This is a genomic window from Mycobacterium sp. TH-M82, from assembly GCF_057473605.1.
In genome coordinates this window covers 1-19,528 of sequence record NZ_JBYCKY010000239.1, presented here as the reverse complement: position 1 = coordinate 19,528, position 19,528 = coordinate 1, and the positions used below count along the sequence as shown (strand labels likewise).

19 protein-coding genes and 1 pseudogene are annotated in these 19,528 nt (G+C 66.3%); 16 read left to right on the top strand and 4 right to left on the bottom strand.

Features of this window, described 5'->3' with window-relative positions; genetic code table 11:
• Positions 1-8: 8 nt before the first annotated feature.
• The 3 genes from AC2VON_RS07150 to AC2VON_RS07140 all read right to left on the bottom strand — a co-directional run bounded on the left by AC2VON_RS07150 (position 9) and on the right by AC2VON_RS07140 (position 3,118).
• Positions 9-260 carry a hypothetical protein gene (locus AC2VON_RS07150; protein WP_486952316.1) on the bottom strand — a complete coding sequence of 84 codons (252 nt, stop codon included), beginning with the start codon at positions 258-260 and terminating at the stop codon, positions 9-11.
• A 42-nt stretch (positions 261-302) separates the two neighbouring features.
• A complete protein-coding gene (locus tag AC2VON_RS07145; RefSeq protein ID WP_486952315.1) occupies positions 303-1,085 on the bottom strand; it encodes a conjugal transfer protein in 783 nt (260 codons plus the stop codon).
• Positions 1,086-1,942: 857 nt separating this feature from the next.
• Positions 1,943-3,118, bottom strand: coding sequence for a hypothetical protein (locus AC2VON_RS07140; RefSeq protein WP_486952314.1), 1,176 nt, complete (start codon positions 3,116-3,118; stop codon positions 1,943-1,945).
• Between the two features lie 162 nt (positions 3,119-3,280).
• Here AC2VON_RS07140 and AC2VON_RS07135 point away from each other — a divergent pair, with 162 nt between their 5' ends.
• The 14 genes and pseudogenes from AC2VON_RS07135 (at position 3,281) to AC2VON_RS07070 (ending at position 17,718) form a co-directional block, all read left to right on the top strand.
• Positions 3,281-3,589, top strand: coding sequence for a type VII secretion target (locus AC2VON_RS07135; RefSeq protein ID WP_486952313.1), 309 nt, complete (start codon positions 3,281-3,283; stop codon positions 3,587-3,589).
• Between the two features lie 101 nt (positions 3,590-3,690).
• The gene (locus tag AC2VON_RS07130; RefSeq protein ID WP_486952312.1) at positions 3,691-4,440 is read left to right on the top strand and encodes a helix-turn-helix domain-containing protein; all 750 of its coding nucleotides are present in this window, start codon (positions 3,691-3,693) and stop codon (positions 4,438-4,440) included.
• A 317-nt stretch (positions 4,441-4,757) separates the two neighbouring features.
• A complete protein-coding gene (locus AC2VON_RS07125) occupies positions 4,758-5,369 on the top strand; it encodes a WhiB family transcriptional regulator (RefSeq protein ID WP_486952311.1) in 612 nt (203 codons plus the stop codon).
• A gap of 113 nt (positions 5,370-5,482) precedes the next feature.
• Positions 5,483-5,746, top strand: coding sequence for a hypothetical protein (locus tag AC2VON_RS07120; RefSeq protein WP_486952310.1), 264 nt, complete (start codon positions 5,483-5,485; stop codon positions 5,744-5,746).
• Complete coding sequence (locus tag AC2VON_RS07115; RefSeq protein WP_486952309.1) at positions 5,743-6,324, top strand: transcription elongation factor NusA; 582 nt, start codon at positions 5,743-5,745, stop codon at positions 6,322-6,324. Before AC2VON_RS07120 ends, AC2VON_RS07115 begins: the two co-directional genes overlap by 4 nt.
• Positions 6,324-6,641, top strand: a complete 318-nt coding sequence (locus tag AC2VON_RS07110) for a WhiB family transcriptional regulator (protein WP_486952308.1) — start codon at positions 6,324-6,326, stop codon at positions 6,639-6,641. Before AC2VON_RS07115 ends, AC2VON_RS07110 begins: the two co-directional genes overlap by 1 nt.
• Positions 6,638-9,715, top strand: coding sequence for a Helicase associated domain protein (locus AC2VON_RS07105; RefSeq protein ID WP_486952307.1), 3,078 nt, complete (start codon positions 6,638-6,640; stop codon positions 9,713-9,715). Before AC2VON_RS07110 ends, AC2VON_RS07105 begins: the two co-directional genes overlap by 4 nt.
• 251 nt (positions 9,716-9,966) lie before the next feature.
• Positions 9,967-10,845, top strand: a complete 879-nt coding sequence (locus tag AC2VON_RS07100; RefSeq protein WP_486952383.1) for an alpha/beta fold hydrolase — start codon at positions 9,967-9,969, stop codon at positions 10,843-10,845.
• A 798-nt stretch (positions 10,846-11,643) separates the two neighbouring features.
• Positions 11,644-13,068, top strand: coding sequence for a hypothetical protein (locus tag AC2VON_RS07095; protein WP_486952306.1), 1,425 nt, complete (start codon positions 11,644-11,646; stop codon positions 13,066-13,068).
• Between the two features lie 53 nt (positions 13,069-13,121).
• Positions 13,122-13,352 (top strand): hypothetical protein, encoded by a 231-nt coding sequence (locus AC2VON_RS07090; protein WP_486952305.1) that lies wholly within the window; start codon positions 13,122-13,124, stop codon positions 13,350-13,352.
• Positions 13,353-13,411: 59 nt separating this feature from the next.
• Positions 13,412-14,734, top strand: a pseudogene (dnaB, locus tag AC2VON_RS07085) (replicative DNA helicase); the annotation flags it as partial.
• Between the two features lie 85 nt (positions 14,735-14,819).
• Entirely contained in the window at positions 14,820-15,119 is a 300-nt protein-coding gene (locus AC2VON_RS07080; RefSeq protein ID WP_486952304.1) for a hypothetical protein, read from the top strand.
• Positions 15,116-16,984 (top strand): hypothetical protein, encoded by a 1,869-nt coding sequence (locus tag AC2VON_RS07075; RefSeq protein WP_486952303.1) that lies wholly within the window; start codon positions 15,116-15,118, stop codon positions 16,982-16,984. The genes AC2VON_RS07080 and AC2VON_RS07075 overlap by 4 nt, the downstream gene beginning before the upstream one ends.
• Before the next feature lie 2 nt (positions 16,985-16,986).
• Complete coding sequence (locus AC2VON_RS07070) at positions 16,987-17,718, top strand: hypothetical protein (protein ID WP_486952382.1); 732 nt, start codon at positions 16,987-16,989, stop codon at positions 17,716-17,718.
• Between the two features lie 49 nt (positions 17,719-17,767).
• On the opposite strand, the gene AC2VON_RS07065 is transcribed toward AC2VON_RS07070, so the two are convergent.
• Complete coding sequence (locus tag AC2VON_RS07065; protein WP_486952302.1) at positions 17,768-18,322, bottom strand: hypothetical protein; 555 nt, start codon at positions 18,320-18,322, stop codon at positions 17,768-17,770.
• 258 nt (positions 18,323-18,580) lie between these two features.
• On the opposite strand from AC2VON_RS07065, the gene AC2VON_RS07060 reads away from it, so the two are divergent.
• Both AC2VON_RS07060 and AC2VON_RS07055 read left to right on the top strand, forming a co-directional pair.
• Complete coding sequence (locus AC2VON_RS07060) at positions 18,581-18,769, top strand: hypothetical protein (RefSeq protein WP_486952301.1); 189 nt, start codon at positions 18,581-18,583, stop codon at positions 18,767-18,769.
• A 30-nt stretch (positions 18,770-18,799) separates the two neighbouring features.
• Complete coding sequence (locus AC2VON_RS07055; RefSeq protein ID WP_486952300.1) at positions 18,800-19,306, top strand: hypothetical protein; 507 nt, start codon at positions 18,800-18,802, stop codon at positions 19,304-19,306.
• Positions 19,307-19,528: the final 222 nt, after the last annotated feature.

Below are 19,528 nucleotides of genomic sequence, written 5' to 3'. Positions count from 1 at the left end.
GGGCATGGTCAGTAGCGGCTGGTGATGCCGGTAAGCCCGCTGGTGTCGCTGGCTGCGCCACGGAGCAGGTCGGGCAGGATCACCACGGTGATCACCGCGGCGATGGCGCCGGCGACGACGACGACGATTTTCGTGACAGACCCCTGATGCTTGGCGTAGAGCAGTGCGATCAGTCCGAGGGAGACCAGGGTGATGAGCAGAATGATGGTGGTTTTTCCTTGGGTCACAATGTTCAGCAGAACCTGGTTGAGGTAGTTCATGGCCTGTGCCTTTCTCTTCGGGTTTTTCTGTAGGGGGTTTTGTTATCGGGGTTGTTGTGGGGGGCTGCCGGCGGGGGTGTTTGGTGTCGGCTTGCTGATCCGTTGCGCGAGACGCGGTGCCAGGTCGATGTCGGCGACGAACCATTTATCGCTTTGGCGCACAATCGTGAGCGGGAAAGTCAGTGTCTGTTCTGTGGAGTCATTGCCGGTGCCTTTCGCGGTGACTAATATCCGGGTTGTAAATCCGTTTTTCGCGGTGGTGGGGATATTTGTTTGTGCGTTCATTGTTTGGATCGTGATTTTGGCGAACGGCGCGTTCTCGAATCTGCGTATCTGTTGCGAAATGCTGTAGCGGCCGATGTCGCCGCTGCCGGGATTGGTTATTGTTCCGGTGAGCCAGGCTGTCAAGAAATCTGCGACAGTTTTATGTGCGTCGCTATCCGTTGATACCTGCGTGGGATAGTCCAATTCGATGTCGAAGCCGACATCGGGTCCGTTGATGAACGCCGGCGCGGCGGTCGCGCGCGGCAGGCCGTTCACGACGGCGACGGGTACTTGGTAGAAGCGCAGTTCTGGGGTGCTGGCCAGTGGCTTGACGAACGCGCCGATCACCACCGAGTAGTAGTCGACGTTGGAGAAGCCGCTCGGCTCCGGCTTCATCGACCAGGTGTTGGTCGCCAGCACCATGGTCGGCAGGGCTGAGGGGTTGATTCGGGCGCTGGTGCATTCCGTCATGGCGCCGGCGCTGTTGGCGGTCAGCAGTGTCCGGACGCAGGCGTCGGCGAAGCCGCTCACGGCGGCGCTGCGATTCATCAGGTCCGCCACTTGGGCGGTGCTGACAGTGGAATGCGGCGAGCAGCTCGTGGCGATCGCGTTGACTCCGCCCAGGGCGCCGAGGCCCAGGCAGCCAAGAACGGCTGCGCGGGACAGGGTGCGGGGCTCGGGCCGGTTTCGGCTCCATATGTCGCGTGCACGGTCGCGGGTGCTGGGTCGGAAACTCACAGGTCAAACGATGCAGGCACACATGGGGGTTTTCCAGAGGACCGCCGGCGACCTGCGATAACCCTCGTGTAGGTGCTTTGTGGCGGCCGGGGTGCGCGAGTTGTTGTTGGTGGGGGTGGTGGTGCGCGATTTTCGCTTTGCTGGTCTTGACACCCTCTGCTACACTCGGCGCACCGAGCCGTTAGGCGAAGGGGCGCCGAGCTTTTGCTACGGATGAAACAATTGCTTTGCTGGTAGCTTGCTAGCTTTCTTGGTAGTCGGCTACGGGGGCTTGTCGGCTTGCTTCGGCGGTAGCTTGCCGGACGCGCTGGCTTCCCAGCGGCGGTATCTAGCTGGTTGACCAGCGGCGTTAGGTTGTTACCGACACGGCTTGCGAGCGGCGGTAGGCGGTTACCACACCGGGGTGGTAGTAGGCCGTACGTCGCGTCGGCGGCCAGCGCGCGCTGGCTTCGGCCACCGATGCGGCGGGGCCAGGTCCTCGCCTGGGGCGCGGTGGCCCGCGCAGGGGGTGCCGGCGGGCATCGTTCGGTGTGAATCAGGCACGACGATGTGGCCGGTTACCTGGCTTGGTTACCGGTGGTGACCTGGTGTGTTAATGCCTACTGCCTGTGCATGCGCGCAGGGAGGTAATTGATTACCGCGACCTGCGGCATGGGGCGGGGGCGGCGCTGCCGCGGGGGTTATCCGGCGGGGTGGCCGATGATTTCGAGGCGACTGACGGCGAACGCGGTGTAGTCCGAGCCGCCCGGGTCTGAGGTGCGGCCGCCCAGGGTGTTGGGGTTCGAGGGCTCAGCGGTCTTCTGGATGGTGACCGATACGGCGCTGGCGATGACCGGTTGCCACGGACCCTTCTGGGTGCAGGTGGCCGGGGTGATGGTCAGGGTTGCCAGCTGGCGCAGGCTGCCGGTGTCCTGGGTGCAGCGAGTATGGGCTGCGTCGTTGAAGGCCCACTCCAGGCGTTCGACCGTGCGGTACTTGGCCCACTGGTCTTGGTCGCCTTCGGTGCTGTTGGCGCCGGGCATGATGCTCACGGCGGCGATGACCGACGCCTTGTCGAAGGCCAGCTCCAGGACCTGGCCGTCGATCTGCCAGGCCCGCACACAGGTCCAGGGCTTGGCGCTTTGCGGTCGCACCGCGTTCATCGGATCGGAGCTCGGGGCGGGGCAGCGTGCTGTCGCCGTCGAGACCGTTATTGGTTCGTCTGAGCGCACCGCCGGCGCGTCGGTGGGCCCGGGATTGGGGTCGCTGACCGAGGCGGTGATTTGTGCGGTGGGCCCTTGGGTTTCGGTGCTCGATCCGAATGACCAGGCCAGTAGCGAGCCTGCCGCAATGGTTGCGGCTGCGGCGATCCCGAGGGTTCGTGGGCTTTTCCAGTCGCGGTCTTTGAGCCATTGTCCGGTGGAACCGACTGCGGCGTTGAAGACCTTGGGTTTGGCGGCGATGTCGTCAAATGCCAAGGGTGTCGGTATGGGTCCCGCGTCGTCGTCCATGCCCGGGCTTTCTGCGGCGGGCTCATCTGCGGGGTCTGGGGGAGGGTTCTGCCGTTGTGCGGTGCGGTCGCCGGCGGTGGTATCTGCGGCGGGCTGCGGTGCGGGATCGAATCCCAGGCGCATGCTTTCTGCGGTGGGCGGCGAATACTCGTCGTTGTTGTCGCGGTCGATCAATTCTCTGATTTTTTCCGCGGCCGGCGCGTATTGCTCATCTGTGGGCCGCGCGGATTCATTATCTGCGTACGCCTGCGGTAAATCGGCGTCGTGGTCGAGATCGCCGTCAGGCGGGGCCGGCATCGTTGTCCGGTATTGCGGCCATCCGCTCAGTTCAGGATCGGCGAGGATGGTGTGCAGCAGATCGGTCATGGTCTCAATGCTGGCAGCAGGTGATCCTGTTCTCCAGTGCCATGCGCGACGGGTGGTCTGTTGGCAACGTGGTGGGTGTCTCTGTCGATCGGGCCGGTTAGCGGCGGGGCGGGTGGGTGTGGTGGTCTTGCTCGGGCCGATGCCCGGCTATAGCCTTTTGACATGGCACTACGAGTGAACGACAGCGAGATTTTCGAGTTCGCTGCAGCGAATGACCGCATCGCCGGGGAGATCGCGGCGGGCTGTCAGCCCGATCCTGACCTGATCGCGCAGATGGAAACGGGCTATGGGCCATGCGGTGCCGACTTCACGGCTGCTGTTGGCGAGTTTCAGGCGGCGTTGCAGGCCTCTGGGCAATCGGTGTCTCAGCGCTACGCCGCGCACGCCGAGAACCTTCGGGCGGCCGGCAAGGGCTACGTCGAGACAGATCAGTCTGGAGCTGAGGGCGTAGCCAACAGCGCGTCAGTGTGAGCTGGCGGGTTTTCGGTGGCGCATGCTGGTCGGTCGCTGGTCTGTGCGGGTCTTCTGGCGTGCGATGAGACTGTTGGCCACGCTTCCGGATGTGAGCGGTAATGGCCGACAACACCTCGGACTTCTTTGCCGTCGACGCGCTTCGTCGTGCCTGTGATCGCGTCGGTGGGACTAAGCGTTCAATCGCGGCTCAGCTGGGGGTGACGCCTACGGCGTTGAGCAGTCTGCTCAACGGCCGGTCCACGCCGTCGATGAAACTGCTGCACAAGATGGTTGACGTCTTCGGTGGCCGCATCACGGACTACCTGGAGCTTCCCGCCCCGCAAGACTGGGAGATCAAGCACTACCGCTTGGCAGCGGGACTCACCCAGGCCGCGCTGGCTAAAGCCCTGGAGTCGGCCCCGGCCGCCGTGTCGGGGTGGGAGTTGGGAAAGTACTCGCCGAGTGCCCCGATGCTTCCGCGGATGGCCGAGGTGTTCGGAGTGCCCGAGGAGAGGGTGCAGGCGGCGATCGCCCGGCAGTTCGCGCCGGCGGAAAGTGCTGCACCGCTCAAGTCTTCTGCGCCGGAGGGCGCCGCGCAGGGCCAGTCTTCGGTGGCGACGCTGGTGCTGGCTCAGACGCTGGCCGAGACCGTGCTGGGTTTTGCGGCCAGTGCCACGGCGGCGATGGCGGATCAGGGCATTCCCGTCGAGGCGCGGGATCAGGTCAATGCCGAGATTCGAGCCCGGGCGCAGGAGGCGCTGGGACTGTTGGCTACTTTGATTCCTCAGCTGCCGGAAGAGGCGCGAGCTGGGACGATTCGCCTTGTGGGCAAGCTTTCTGACGTGTATGAAGCAACTCTTTGCGCGTAAGTGTTGCCAACACGTTTACTGCTTTGATACTTTCAGGGGGTTACCGGCCCCCAGCGTCACTTGAGGGCCTACCCGGATCGAAGGGAGCAGCCCCTGAGGACCTACCCGTAACCACCTCTGGCGGCCCCCACCGCAGTGAGTACTTCACCGGTTAGACCGCCATATCAACCGCTTAGCTCCGCGAATCGCCCGAAGACTAATTTCCCAGGGCAGCGCAGCAAAAGTCACACGCGGCACGCGTTAATCCCCCACTCATCAACATTTTTGGGTGCTCGCCGCGCATTTCAAACCCACTGCATTCCTTGAGGAGTATTTCTGTGTCCATTTCCGGTTCTCCCGAGACTTCGAAGTCCAGCACCGTAGACACTTTCGGGCGCGGACGCCCGCATCAGGCCGTCTTGGCCCACCGTTACGAAGAGCCTGAACAGACCACCCCGTGCTTCTACGACCCCGAGCGCTGGCACCCCGACGAGCAGCGCCCAGACCCCACCGCGATGGCCGCGTGCTGGTCGTGCTTCTTCCAGTCCCGTTGCGCCCTTAAGGCTCTCAACACCGAAGCGGAATTCGGTATCTGGGCCGGATACCGTTTGGCGCCCGGGCCCGGCCTGGAGCGAACCCGCAAACAGCTGGCCATCATCGCCGGCCTCGAGTACGGCCCCGCGGTCTCGCCTGGCGCAGAGACCGATGCGGTTCTGGCCGGTGGCATCGCGGCCGTGCCCAACGGCGATGACGAAGCCGCACCCGAAGAGCGGCCGGCGGTGGTCGACCTCGACATCGACGCCCTGGCCGATCCCGACGAACTCGACACCGGCACCGTCATCGACCTGGCGGACCTGCCGCGCCGGTCAACGGCTCCGCGGCAGCGCGCGGCCGGCGTCAATCAGCTCGCACTGTTTACCCCTCGGCTTGCTGCGGCGCACGCCGGGTAGTGCCCGCCAACCCGACAACACCACGGATCGGCAGTTCTTCCATGACGTTATCCTCGAATCAGCATGTGCCAAGCTCGGCACCATCGGCTGACTCCTTCACTGCAACACCGGTATTGACCCGATCTGACCTGCAGGGCTTCCTCCTTCGGGAACTGTCGGCCACCGACCGTGCTGTGACCACATCAGAGCTTCGCTGTCGCGCGGGCCAGGCCGGCTATCCCGCCACGCTCGTTGCCGCGGTGTATCCGTGCCTGCGCGCCATGGAGAACTGCGGGCGTGTGGGCCGGGTCTCGGCGCAGGGGCGGCTGGTCTATTGGGCCGCGGCGAAGCCGGGGAGCCATCCCGCGGCAGCGATCGAACGCAGGTTGTCGTCATGAGCGCCGATCCGCGCAACTGTCGGATCTCCGTTAACGGCTATGCCGATCGCGACCTGTTCGCCGGGTTGTTCGCTCGCAGTGTTCCGGAGGTCGCCGCCGGTCATATCTGGATCGTCGACGTCGTTCGTGAGCCGGGCCGCTTTGCCAAGGTGGCCGTGGACGCCAAGGAGGGCTTGAATGCGGCGTCGCGGTGCATCGGCCGGGGCGGCTCCCGGATCCGCGACATCGAGAACTGGCTTCCGGGCGAGCGGATCTCGGTGCTCAACTACGACGCCGACATCGTCGGGTATGTCACCAACGCCCTCGACGTCGACGTCGAGTCTGTGGTCGTGACCTCCCAGGCCCGTCACGATATTCGGGCGGTGGTGTCGGTCGGCCAGTTCGCCGCGGCGATCGGTCGCGACGCCCACAATGTGCGGCTGGCCAGTGCCCTGACGGGCTGGCGGATCGCGATCTGCACTCCCGGCTGTAGCGGTCGTCGCCACGTCCATCCCCGATTTGATACCGATACCGACCCGTCGGTCTGGGATGTCGGCCCGCGACGGGGTGTCGCCGAGCTGGAAGGCAGGGCCGGCTGATGAGCACGGGTACTTTTGAGATCAGCGCGTTGCGCGATGCGCTGGCTGTCGGTACCGCACAGCAGGATTGGGCGGCCCACGCGGCCTGCGCCCAGGCTAACCCCGCGGTGTTCTACCCCGGGCAGGGTCAGCGCTCTCGTGCTGCCAAGCGGATCTGCCTGGCATGCCCGGTGCGCCTCGATTGCCTGACATGGGCGCTGGGCCGCAACGAGCGCTACGGCGTATGGGGTGGGCTGGGGGAGAGTGATCGGCGGCGGCTTCGCCGGGAACTGCGAGGCGCCCAGGTGACCGAGGCGATGCAGGAGTTGGCCGGATGAGCGCCGTCGTCGAGCTGACAGCGCCGGTCCCTAGCGAGATCGCCCCGGAGCAGCGGCGCCCTCGACCGCATCAACTCGAGGCGATGGCCTGCCTCGACGAGGCCTTCGCCACCGACCGGCGAGCACAACTGGTCATGGCCTGCGGCACCGGGAAAACCCTCGTGGGCCGGTGGTACGCCGAACAGCTCCGCCCCGCGATCACCGTGGTGGTCGTTCCTTCGCTGAACCTCGTCGCGCAAACGCTGCGGGTGTGGCGATCAGCGGGCGGATGGCCTTTCGAAGCTGTCATCACGTGTTCGGATGCCAGCACCGCCGACGGTGTCGGTGAGCGGGCCCCTGACGACGGCCTGGACATCAGCTCGCTCTACTGGGAGAGTCTGCGCGCCAGGGTCACCACCAATGCGGCGGTCGTCGCCACCCGGTTGGCCGAGCACACACCAGACCGGCCCCTGGTGATCTTTTCTACCTACCACTCGGCACACGTTGTCGCCGAGGCGACCAGGACCGCCGATGTCACGGTTGATCTTCTGGTTGCCGACGAAGCCCACGTTCTGGCCGGCCGCCCACGGCTGGAGTTCCGGGTTGTCCTCGACGACAGCCTGTTTCGGGTCGAGCGCCGCGTCTTTATGACCGCGACCGCGGTCAGTGTCGACACCGACGATGACACCGATCGGGACGAGGCGGCGGAGCCGGGCTTGTCGATGTCGGACGCCGGACTGTTCGGTGCGGTGGCCTACCGCCTCAGTTTTGCCGACGCGATCGCTCGGGGGCTGTTGGTCGACTACCGCGTCCTGGTCTACGAGACCCCCGGCCAGAAGCTGCAGCCGGATCCGATCGCAGCCCTGGCGGCTGCGGCTAATCACGGGGTCTCCAGCGTCTTGAGCTTCCACAGTCGCGTCGCCAATGCCCGGGCCTTCGCCGGCGCCATCGATGGCCACGTTCTGGCCGACGGCCGTACGGTGGTTGCTCGCGCTGTCGCTGGTGTAGATCCAACCCGTCAACGCGAGTTGGCGCTTGCATTGCTGGCCGATGCCCGCCCGGATCAGCTTGTCGTCATCAGCAGCGTGCGCTGCCTCAGCGCCGGCGTCGACATTCCCGCGGTGGACGGTGTGCTCTTCGCTGACCCCAAGTACTCCGATGTCGATGTCATCCAGTCCGTCGGGCGATCGCTGCGAACCTCTCCCGGCAAACAGTTCGGCCTGGTGATGATTCCGGTCTGCGTTCCCGCCGGGCTCGATGACGACACGGCGTTGTCGACGGGGTCGTTCTCGGCCGCGTGGCGGATCCTGCGAGGCCTGCGCAGTATGGACGGGCGCCTCGCCGCTGAGCTGGAGTCCCTCGTGCGTAAACCATCTCGGCGTGGAACTCCCGATGACTCGCGGCTGTCGCGAGTGACCTACGACATCACTTCCTTGGCCGATCCGGACGGTCTGCATGCCCGCGTCGTCGACCTGCTGTCGCCGGCGTGGGATCTGGCCGTGCGGGACCTGGAAGCCTTCGTCACCGACAACGGTCACGCCCGGCCGGCTTCGGCTAGCCAGCTGGGGCGCTGGTGTGAACGTCAGCGCTGCGCCTACCGCCGCGGCCTGCTGCTGCCCGAGCGTGCGGCCAGGCTCAGCGCCCTGCCCGGATGGGCCTGGAGCCTTGCCGAGCAGCGTTGGCTCAGCCAGTACACCCAGGTCTTCGATCTTGCCAATGTCGGTGGCCGGCTCGATGTCGGTGTTCCTGAGGTCGCCGATATCGCGTTGACTCAGCCGGAGCCACGCTCAACGGTCCGCACGGTGGGCCGGTGGTGTGCACTGCAGCGCCAACGTGCTCGTCGTGGTGAGCTCGACGATCGGCAGCGTGATCGGCTGGAGCGGGTCCCGGGGTGGACGTGGTCGGCGCTCTCACCTGCCGATGAGCGAGCCGTGGGGCTGTTCGCTGAGTATGTCGCCTGGAAGGGGCACGCCAACCCCGGGGTCGAGGTCACCGAAGATGGTGTTGCACTGGGCAAGTGGCTCAACGGTGTGCGTCGGCGGCGGGCTATCGGAACGCTGCGGCAGGAACTCACCGACGAGCTCGCGGTCATTTGCCCGAGTAGGTCGTCGGAGGGTTCGCTGCGCTGGCATCGGGGTGCCACCTTGTGGCTGGTCGGCCTGGAGGCCCTCAAGCAGTTCGTGGCGCGCGAAGGCCACTGTGTGCCGCCGGATTCGCACGTGGAAGATCTCGCTGATGTTTCCGTGCCGCTGTTCGATTGGTGCACGCGCCAGCGTTACTTCTATCGACACGGCCGGTTGATCTCGGCGCGGGTGCAGTTGCTCGGCGCGGTGGCGGGGTGGCGGTGGGAGTGCCCGCCGGCGCCGAGGGTGCGGCGTGACATCGGCGTAACGAAGCACGGCAGCCCCGCCGGCTACACGAAGGGTTGCACGTGCGAGCTGTGCACGGCCGCGAATCGGGATCGCAAGCAGCGCTACCAACAGAGGGTCGCCGCTGGTGAGCCGATTGCGCAGTGCGTCGATACCGGTGCCGCACGGGCTCATCTGCTCGATTTGATCGAGCAGGGTGCTGCGCAGAAGGAGTTGGCTCGGGCGTGCGGGCTCAATGTGAGGACGCTGCGACTGATTCTGAGCGGGAAAGCCCAAATTCGGTCTGAGACGGAGGCTGTGATTCTCGCGGTCGATCTCGCCGGTGCGCGGGCGGCGAAGGCCGCTGGGTCGTGTGTTGAGGCTGGCCCGACGTGGCAACTGCTCGACTCGATGATCAGCCGGGGGTGGCCCAAGTCCTGGATCGCTCGCGAGCTCGGGTTGGGAAAGTCGTTGCAGATCCGGCGCAGCGCGGTGACGGCGGCCAATGCCGCCAAGGTCGCTGAACTCGACGCTCGTCTCGGCGACCGCGTGCCGCCACCCACGCCGCGCAACACACCTGTGCCGACGCTCGATGAGCTCCTGGCGGTCGAGGTCGTTGTCCAGCCCGCTGATGGTTCACGCCCGCGGCGTGCGCTGCTCTCGGCCGCACCGGGATACCGGGGCCAGCTCACCCGTGAGGCAACACCGTTGTCCCAGAACGTATTCGATGACCAACGCACGGCGTAGTGAGGAGGTTTGAGGATGTGGCATTTCACAGCACTCGACTCGGCAGCATGGGCCGGGCCCCTGGAGGGGACGCAGTCATGGTCATGATCAAGTCCGCGCCGCCGCAAACCAGCTCTCGGGCGCCCGCTGGCGATACTGCCGGTGCCGCTCGATCCCCGGGTGGGTCTGCGCAATCATTGGAGGTTCGCACCGACGACGGGGTGCGGTTAGCCGTACGTGTCCACGGCGAGCCTACGGCTGCCTGCACCGTGGTGTTCTTGCATGGGCTATGTCTGTCGCAGGCCTCGTGGGTTCACCAGATCGCCGCGGTTACTCGGCGATTCGGGTCGTCGGTCCAGGTGGTCAGTTACGACCATCGTGGTCACGGCGAATCCGCGCAGGCGCCGACGGCCACCTATTCCATCGACCGCCTCGCAGCCGATCTCGGTGCGGTGCTCGATGCCGTCGCGCCGCGGGGCAAGGTGATCCTCGTCGGACACTCCATGGGCGGCATGGCGGCTGTGACGTACTGTGCGCAGGCTGCCCAGCGGCGAGCGATCGACCCTGCCGGCCTGATCCTGGTGGCCAGCGCGGCCGGGCACCTGACCCAGTTCGGGCTCGGCCGGCTGCTCACAACACCGGGGGTGGGGGTCCTGTTCCAGGGTGTCGAGCATGCACCGACGGCGCTTCTGGCTCCGTTGCGGCGTTTTCTCGCCGGTCCGGTTTGTGCTGGGCTGTCGCATTTCGATGGAACCGGCGGAGCGCTGGCGGCCGTGGCGGCCAGCGCCTTGGTCAGCACCCCCTTGCGCACGGCGGTGGGTTTTTTGCCGGCCCTACGTGACTTCGACCAGTACGGCGCACTGGGGGCAATCCATGCACGCACCGTCGTACTCAGTGGGGGAGTCGACGTGCTGACGCCGTCGGCTCTGGCTGCCGAGCTCGTTTCGGGAATCCCGGCCTGTGAACATGTGCATCTGCCGCGGTGCGGGCACATGCTGCCGCAGCAGGCCGCCGGTGAGCTTGACGGTGTCATCGCGGCTGCCATCACCGCGCTGTCCCGACCACGGCGGCGGCGGTGGCAGCGGCCGGTCTTGAAGGCACCTGGTCGGCGCACGTGGTCGATGACGGCCGCAGCCGGGGCCCTGCTGTGATCCCGGGGCTTCGCGTGATCTTGGTGCCCGGCGTCGTGCAGACGTTGACGCCGGCAATGGCCCTGGCGGCGGGGTCTGGGATGCGGGCCCCATATCGCGGATATCCGCGTGTCGTGCGCGGATATCCGCCGGTGGTCATGCAACCATCCCGATGGACGCGCTGTCACACCTGTCACACGAGGCCCTCTGACCTGGAAGTTTCGCATATGGACGCAAGACCCGGCCGGCGTGCGACAACACCCCTGCCTGACCTGCGGCCACGGCGCACCAGCCAATACAACTCGTCCTGCAACACCAGGCTGGGCGCATCTGGACTCAACCCGATGCGGCTCAACGTCCGCCCGATTCCGGTGGCTCACAACGCCGCCCGAAGCTCCCGTATCCCGAATCCGGTGATGCGGATGCTCGACGCCCCATCAACCACCAGGAGGTGCCTCACCAGCTGACCGCTGGGCAAACCGCCACGTAACCGGCAGCCCTAGCCCAACAACTCCATAGCGGGACCAAACGGACAGGGATTCCCCCGAAGGGGGAGTTCAGATTCCAGAAGAACGGCCCGGAGCTGAGCTCCGAATCCCTTTTCGAATGAGACCGAAGCGCCAACTTCGCTCTCAAGGTCCCCTCTTTCGAAGGGAATACCGTGGAAGGTCTTCTCAGGGTACCCGTTTACCCAAAACGGGTGCAAGACCACTTGCTAGCAAGTCTGCATCGCGACATCGCGGCGCAGCGCACACCACGCCATCCGGCGCACCTCGCCGCAGTCCAGACCGCGGCGAACGACGCACATCAGGTGCGGCCATGACACGCCGCGCTGAGGCACGCCCCCGGATCCCCAGCGCTGACGCCGTACTGGTGCGATCACGCGTCGAGACGGCCGCTGAGAGCCTCGGGCTGCGCTGTGGGCTTCTCGCCGTCCTGACCGCAGTCCTGGCGCTGCTCGTCGGTTACAAGCGCCTCCGCGATGACCAGGTGGCGATCCGGCACATCACAGCCCGCTTCCCCACCGGCGCGCGATCACTGTCGGCCACCACCATCGGGCGTCGGCTGAGCCAGCTGCACGCCCTTGAGCTGATCGTCTACGAACCTGCCCGCGGCCGCGGCCGCACCGCTCACCTCGCTATTCACCCCCGATTCTGCGAAGGCGTCAGCGAACTCTCCCGCGATCGAAACGGCAAGGTTATTGCTCCCGCCCGGGCCACCGCCACACCCCCGCACGGCGGCGCCCACACCCCTGTTGATGCGGCGGCCAATCCCGACTCTCACGGGCCCGCGGACACCCGACCAGAGGAACAAAATGTCGAGTTTTCTTCGCGCCCCTTCCTCTTAAAGAGATTTCCAAGAAAAACCCCTCCACTCACCAGTGCCATCGACGCATCGTCAGACGGCCGGTGCGGACCGCGACCGATCGAGATCGATGTCGAATCCGGAGCGGTCAACCGAGTACTGGCCAAACTTCCGGACTGCTACCGCAAAGTTCCCTGGGCTGTGCGCCAGCACCTCCACCGCGCCATTCGCACCCAACTGGCCCGGGGCTGGCGCGAAGAGCAGATCATCGAGGTGCTCGCAGCGCCCCTGCCTGAACAGGTCCGCAAGCCACTGGTGCTGGCCCGCCTGCGCTTCGCCAAATCGCTCATCGGGCCCGGCCCCCGACTGCGGCCGCTGCAGCGCAGCTGGGACCGCGCCGCAGCCGCAGCCCGCCAGGCCGACTGGGCTGCCAGCCTGACCAGCCGGTACGCCGCCATCGTCGCCGAAGTAGGACCTAGCCTGGCGCAGCGCATGGCCATCGCGGACCGCTACCGCACCAGCGGCATCACGGTGGCCGCAGGGGCACTCGACGAGACCGCCCAACAGCGGGCGACCGTCAACGCCGCACGTGCCGTGCGGCGCGAATACCCGCACGAATCCCTGCCCGTAGCGACCCGGCGCTGGCTCACCGTTCACGAGCCCACGCCGCAGCTGCCGGTACAAACGCCGGCCGCAGCACCGGCCGGTGATCTGTGGGCCGCTATCGAGGAACTCGCCGCTGCGGTGCCAGTCGGGCAGTGCGTCTGCTGCGGAACCTCCGGCGCCAGCACCCGTGAAGAACTGCCCGCACCGGCTCCGGTCTGCGACGGCTGCTGGGAGCTCGTCAGCACCGAAGACGATGACCCCACCAGCGGGTCGTCAGCACCCACAGCCGGACAGCTCACCGACCAGACGGGAGGGGTGTTGTTGATGTCGTAACCGCCTGTAGGCCAACGCAGTTCCATACCAATCAATCCGAGAGGAAACCCCAAATGTCTGCTTCCGCCGCACCCCGCTCCGGCTGGCTCATCGTGATGCCCGACGGCCAGCGTTACACCTGGTACGCCCGAAGCCGGTTCGCTACGAAGAGCGCCGCCTGGAAGGTCTTCGAGCCCGACACCGCCAAGCGCAACGCCCTGATCGCTCACGGGTGGACCGTGGTCGCCGGCGACGCCGTTGAACTCATGGCCGCGAGTGTGCCGACCCACCGGGCCAGCGCATGACAACCACCGCCGAGGTACGGCCCCGCCGGCAGCGAGAGCCGGCAGGCTACACCGGTCTCGACGATCCGCGGCAGCCACCACATGACATGGCCGCCGAACAGTCGGTGCTCGGCGGCATGCTGCTGTCCAAGGACGCCATCGCCGACGTGCTGGAGCGGCTGCGGCCCAGTGACTTCTACCGCCCGGTGCACCAGAACATCTACGACGCCATCTTGGACCTCTACAGCCGCGGCGAGCCGGCCGACGCGATCACCGTCTCCGCCGAACTCGACCGGCGGGGACTACTGGCCCGGGTCGGCGGGGCGCCCTATCTGCACACCCTGATCTCCACGGTGCCCACGGCGGCCAACGCCGGTTACTACGCCGGGATCGTCTCGGAGAAGGCGATCCTGCGCCGCCTGGTGCAGGCCGGCACCCGGGTGGTGCAATACGGCTACGCCGGTGCAGAGGGCGCCGATGTGGCCGAGATCGTCGACCGCGCCCAGGCCGAGATCTACGACGTCACCGAGGGGCGGCACTCGGAGGACTTCGTTGCGCTCGAGGAACTGCTGCAGCCCACCATGGATGAGCTGGACATCCTGGCGTCGGGGCAGAATGCCCGCGGGGTCCCGACCGGATTTACTGACCTCGATGAGCTGACAAACGGGCTACACCCAGGACAGATGGTTATCATCGCGGCTAGACCTGGTGTCGGGAAATCCACGCTCGCAATGGATTTCATGCGGTCATGCTCTATCAGGCACAAGTTGCCGAGCATCATCTTCTCGCTGGAGATGAGCAAATCCGAGATCGTGATGCGACTGCTGTCCGCCGAGGCCCGGATCCGGCTAGCCGACATGCGGGCCGGCCGGATGACCGACGAAGACTGGACCCGGATGGCGCGCCGGATGAGTGAAATCAGCGAAGCGCCGCTCTACATCGACGACTCACCGAACATGACGATCATGGAGATCCGCGCCAAGGCCCGACGCCTCAAGCAGAAGGCCGGGTTGCGTCTGGTGGTCGTGGACTACCTGCAGTTGATGACCAGCGGTCGGCGGGCCGAATCACGCCAGCAGGAGGTCTCCGAGCTGTCCCGATCGATGAAGCTGCTTGCCAAGGAACTGGAGGTGCCGGTGGTGGCGCTCAGCCAGCTCAACCGAGGACCGGAGCAGCGCACCGATAAGAAACCGATGTTAGCTGACCTACGCGACTCGGGTTCCCTGGAACAAGATTCGGACGTGGTGATTTTGCTACACAGGCCCGATGCGTTCGATCCGGATGACCCGCGCGGCGGTGAGGCTGATCTGATCGTGGCCAAGCATCGCAACGGTCCGACCAAGACCGTACCGGTCGCCCACCAACTGCACATGTCTCGCTTCACCAGCATGGCGGCTCACTAGACACATCACCCCTCAATCTATTTACGCAAATGGATTGAGGCGGTACGCTGGAAGACCAGTCGCAGGGCAGTAGGAAGGACGCCAGATGGCGGATCGCAAGCGGTCGAAGAGTGAGCGGCAGCGCTACACCGCCCGCCGGGCCGAGCGCACCGCACCCACCGCGGACAAAGCCGGCACCCGATGGAGTATCGCCGACGCGCGCACAGCCCTGAACACCGAGTTCACCGTCTCCGAAGCCGCCCTGAAGATTGGCCGCACCGCCACCGCAGTCCAAGTGCTCCGGGCGAAATGGCGCGAAGGGCGCCTCCCCGCCGGCCTCGTCGACCAAGTACCCCCACCCCCAGGCCCACCCCGCTTCGTGTCTGGAAAGGACTCGCGCGCATGAACTACCGCATCACCCGTGGATCTCAGACATGGATCATGCGCACGGACAACGACGAGGCGATCGACATTATGGACTGGCTGGTCGCCGACCACACCGACGAGGTTCAGGGGCCCCAAGTTGCCCTCTCGCGCCAGCAGGTCGTCTCTGCCCTGGGTCGCGGCATCCCGGCCGACTTTCCTGCACCCAACGTGATCGTCGGCGACCCCGAGCAGGCGGGAATCCGCGGCTGGTGGGACACCACCGTGCAGGCCTATCTCGCCGGCGCGCGGGCCAGCTCCAGTGAGAACGAGGAGAGCTCGGTCGACGGCGCAGCGTCGTCGACCCGTGCGCCCAAGGCCGCGGCCGGGCAGTGGCCGGCCAGGAGCCGCCAGTGGGACGACGTCGACTACTCCGGCGCCGATGACCGCGTGCTGATCATCACCACGCACGGCATCGTCACCCCCGCCGGCGCCGTCGTCAAACCACCCCTCGGGGACCCGTCCAACCTGCTCAAGCTGGCCGTTAAGTACCCCTGGGCCAGCACCGAAGGCGAACCCAACCCCCAGATTTGGATCACCGGCCAGGCACTGCGTGCCCTGAAGTTCCCGGCCCCAGCCGCCGGTGCCGCCGTGAAGCTCGAGGACGTCATCGGCGAATTCTTCGACTGCCACATCACCTACTCCAAGTCCGGGTACTTCGCCTGCGAATTCACCTCCCCGGACCCGGTGGCCTGGCCGGACCGCAAGGTCGACGTCATCTTGATGCCGTATACCCACAGTGATCCCTCGAAGTCACGTCCGGCCGACCGAGGTGTCCTCGGAATCGTCGACACTCCAACTATTTTGCCGTCCGATGAGACCGAGGCCGCACACCTTTTAGGTGACCGTATCGCCTGGCTCTACAGCCTCGACGGAGCGCTGCCCGGGCCTCGCTGGGCCCGCGTCGGCGCGGCGATCGCCACCGCCCGCATGCGCAAGGCCCGCCCCAACGCCAAGAACACCCCCGACGCCCGCCTGGTCCCGTGCCCGTTGCCTGATCGCATCGCCAAGCGAGGCAAGCTGCCCACCGCCTGGTGGACCAAGGACAGCTGGTATCGCCAGCACCGTGCCGGCGGCAAGGGAGTCGACGTTCAGGTCGACCAGCAGGCCGCCTACCTGCCCTCCTCGGAGGGCCTCTACCTGGGCTGGGGCACACCGGAGTGGCAGACACCCGACCCGAGCGTCTTCGATCAGCAGCGCCCGCCCTTCGGCGTCTTTCAGATCACCGTTCCGCCGGCCAAGGACTTGGACGGGCTGTCGCGCAAGTTGCCAGTGCCGCACCCGGGAATGTCGTGGACGCGTGAAGCCACGTTCTGGGCGACCACCGTTGATGTGCAGCAGCTCATCGCGCCGGTGGAAAGCGGGGGAGCGGGCCTGGCCATCGCCGAACTCGAGGTTGCCGCTGCCTACGTCTGGCCCGAGCAGCACCAGTGGCTGCGGCAGTTCGCGACACTGCTGCGCACCAAGCTCGCGGCCGCCCGCGCTGACGAGCGCCTGGACTACGAGGAGATGGTCAAGGCGCTCTACAAGGCCTTCCTGGGGCGCCTGGAGGCCGTCGGCGACACCGCCTGGAAACACCCGTACCTGCGGCTGCAGCAGCCGGCCTGGTTTACCTCGATCGAGGGGATGACGCGGTGGCGGGCCATGCGGTACGCCTGCCGGATCGGGCGTGAATTCGACCTGTACCCAACGGAATGCCTCGTTGACGCATGGTTCTACCGAATCCCCGAAGACATGGATCCGCACCTGCTGGAAGACCCGCTCGTCAAGGGAGTACTTCCCAACGGGGGCTACCGGCTCAAAGACATCCCCGCCGGCGACACACCCAGCGAAGCTGACGTGCAGTGAGCATGGAGTTCTGGGGCCTGCCCTCCGACAGCGGCGGCCCCGAAGAACCGGAATCGACAGCGTTCCGCGACGCGCTGGACGCCCTGCAGGAACGCCGCTACAACGAGCTCGGCGGGAAATGGCGGACACGGCCCGAACGGATGAGGCGCGCCGAGGCCGGCCGGCGAGCGCGTCACGAGATGGCCCGACGCATCGGGCAGCACACCGGACGTGATCCGCTCTCGGAGCGCACCATTGCCCGGCGGGTCCGCGCCAACAACCCCCCGGCTGGCGTGGACAAGGCGTTCCTGGATCGCTGGGCAGCGATTGACCGCGCTGGTGGTGTCCGGAAGCTGGCAGAACAGATCGGTGTCAACGAGGGCCGGGTGCGGCGGTGGCGTGACTCCCCAGACCCCGAGGCTCCACTTCCTGGGCGCCGGCCACCGGGTATGCCGGGGCTACCCGGTGCGCCGACCCGTCGCATCGGCATCGCCGTAGACGGCTACGTGGTGATCAACGCCAAGGAGTACCCCAAGCGGATACCTTGGGGCGGCCAGGATTACGACCTAATCGACGTCGACCCCGCCGGCGAGCTGATCCAGGCGTTCTTCGACGGTGACAACGAACTGCTCAAACAGCTCCTCGGCGAGGAGATCGCCATGCAGATCGTCGTCCCCACGTGGGCGAATCTGCCCCGCACCTATCGAGTCGGCTACCGCATCGAAACGCTGCTGGACTTCCTGCTCGACCCGTAGCCCTGCAGCCCTGGGCGGCCGCGTTGCCGGCAGACCCCGAGTGGCGAGGTTAGGGCTGGGCGGGCGGCGGCAAGGTGCCCAGGTGGCCGGGCAGACTGTGCTGGCTCAACGCGTCGCCGTAGTTGTCCAGCACCTCGTTGAGGCACGCGTTGCTGGTCTGCAGCTGCGAGGTGGCGCGCTCAAACCCCTGTGCCGCTGCGCGGTATCCGTCCGCGGCGTCACGGAAGCCTGATGCGGCCGAGGTGATTTCGACCGCGGATTGCTGGTAGTTCTGCAGGGCTTCACGCATCTGGGCCTGGCTGGCGAGCAACAGCCGATTGGTCTCCTGCGCGGCCAGCAGCTGCGCCTGAAGGTCAGCGCGATCGGCGCGCAGGTGAGCGACTTCGGCGCGTAGCTGGCTCAATTCCCCAGCGTAGGGATCGGTGAGGACCTGGTCGGCGTAGACGTACCAGCGGGGCTGCTTCGGGCCATGGTGGACGCCGCCGGCGAGCTCGCCAGTGGTGATCTGTTTCTTCACGGTGCGTGGATCGAGGCGCAGCTGGCGGGCGGCTTCACGAGCGCTGATGACGGGCCGGCCCACCTGGGGACGCGTTTCCAACGCCATGACATACGCCTTCAGTGAAGTAGCCGCTACGACAGATCGTCAGCCTAACCCTAACCCAGCAGGGGAACACGCTGGAACAGCGAGAATGGCGGGAAAGTAAGCATTGTGTGCGCATGATTTGCGACACGCCGCGCGCGGATAGCCGCGCAGGGTCGGTGGATGGCATATCGTGGGCGAAGATGTTCGAAAAGCGAGCATAACAGCAGGGTAACGACCGGTTCGGGTTGGTGCGTTCCGGTGAGACTCAGGAGGAATCTGATGAGCCGCAGAGGATCTGAGAAACGTCAACTCGACAAGATCCTGCCGCTGCGCATGACGGGAACGGACCGCAGCATCTTCGACGAGCTGGCGCGGCGGGAAGGCTTCAAAACCACGCAGCAGTTCGTCTTGTCGCGGTTTCGCGCCGAGCTGGAGGCGGCAAGGGAAGCCGGTCTCGCGGCCGTGTAGGGCCGAGGTCCCCGACCGCGGTCCTTGCTGGTGATGATTCGAAGCGACCTCTGGTCGCTTGAGGCGCTTCCGTGGCCGGCTGGGTTGGGTAAAGGTGAGTACCCGCAGCTGCGCGATGAGCTCAAGCAGCTCCTCGGGAACCGCTACCACGACCCCGCCGGGCATGAGCGGGCATTTGCCACCAGCGCGGCCTATCGCGAATGCGTCGACCGATGGCTCAGCACGACCGACTGGAGCCACACGCTCGTCGCCAACGTGCAGGAAGCAACGAACGCCGCGCTGGGCATGGAGCTGCTCGGCCGGGCCGTCGACACCGCCACCTGGGTGAACTTCGCCGCCGAATACTGCCGGGCCGTCGGCATGCCCTACGGCCTGCGCACGAGGGGCGGCCCGTTCACCGCCGGTGACTACCTCCTGAACCCGATGCTGATCACGGCCGACGGGCAGATCGTCGAAGGCCGACACCGGATGGCGTATCTCAGACTCCGATCGGCCGAGAGGGCAGTGGGGCCTGTGCTCATTCAGGTTTGCGAGTAGGCGCCGGCGCCTGGTTGAGGAGCTCCTTGCGGATCGTGAACGGCTAGCCGGCGGGCACCTAATGCCCCGGGCCCGGGCCGTCGTCGAGAAGGTGCCGGCGGCCGGCTGGGCCGGGCAATTATCACCCCTGTGGAGCACCCTCATCCCCTCCCCACCCGACACCGGGTGGGGAGGGGATGAGCTTTTCGGTTGTCGGCGTTTGTGTCGGTGGTGCGCGGTAGG

What these genes read in the sequence shown, in the direction of transcription:
- AC2VON_RS07150 (WP_486952316.1), bottom strand. Translation starts at nt 260, where the DNA reads ATGAACTACCTCAACCAGGTTCTGCTGAACATTGTGACCCAAGGAAAA.
- AC2VON_RS07140 (WP_486952314.1), bottom strand. Translation starts at nt 3,118, where the DNA reads ATGACCGATCTGCTGCACACCATCCTCGCCGATCCTGAACTGAGCGGA.
- AC2VON_RS07135 (WP_486952313.1), top strand. Translation starts at nt 3,281, where the DNA reads ATGGCACTACGAGTGAACGACAGCGAGATTTTCGAGTTCGCTGCAGCG.
- AC2VON_RS07130 (WP_486952312.1), top strand. Translation starts at nt 3,691, where the DNA reads ATGGCCGACAACACCTCGGACTTCTTTGCCGTCGACGCGCTTCGTCGT.
- AC2VON_RS07115 (WP_486952309.1), top strand. Translation starts at nt 5,743, where the DNA reads ATGAGCGCCGATCCGCGCAACTGTCGGATCTCCGTTAACGGCTATGCC.
- AC2VON_RS07110 (WP_486952308.1), top strand. Translation starts at nt 6,324, where the DNA reads ATGAGCACGGGTACTTTTGAGATCAGCGCGTTGCGCGATGCGCTGGCT.
- AC2VON_RS07105 (WP_486952307.1), top strand. Translation starts at nt 6,638, where the DNA reads ATGAGCGCCGTCGTCGAGCTGACAGCGCCGGTCCCTAGCGAGATCGCC.
- AC2VON_RS07095 (WP_486952306.1), top strand. Translation starts at nt 11,644, where the DNA reads ATGACACGCCGCGCTGAGGCACGCCCCCGGATCCCCAGCGCTGACGCC.
- AC2VON_RS07090 (WP_486952305.1), top strand. Translation starts at nt 13,122, where the DNA reads ATGTCTGCTTCCGCCGCACCCCGCTCCGGCTGGCTCATCGTGATGCCC.
- AC2VON_RS07080 (WP_486952304.1), top strand. Translation starts at nt 14,820, where the DNA reads ATGGCGGATCGCAAGCGGTCGAAGAGTGAGCGGCAGCGCTACACCGCC.
- AC2VON_RS07075 (WP_486952303.1), top strand. Translation starts at nt 15,116, where the DNA reads ATGAACTACCGCATCACCCGTGGATCTCAGACATGGATCATGCGCACG.
- AC2VON_RS07070 (WP_486952382.1), top strand. Translation starts at nt 16,987, where the DNA reads ATGGAGTTCTGGGGCCTGCCCTCCGACAGCGGCGGCCCCGAAGAACCG.
- AC2VON_RS07065 (WP_486952302.1), bottom strand. Translation starts at nt 18,322, where the DNA reads ATGGCGTTGGAAACGCGTCCCCAGGTGGGCCGGCCCGTCATCAGCGCT.
- AC2VON_RS07060 (WP_486952301.1), top strand. Translation starts at nt 18,581, where the DNA reads ATGAGCCGCAGAGGATCTGAGAAACGTCAACTCGACAAGATCCTGCCG.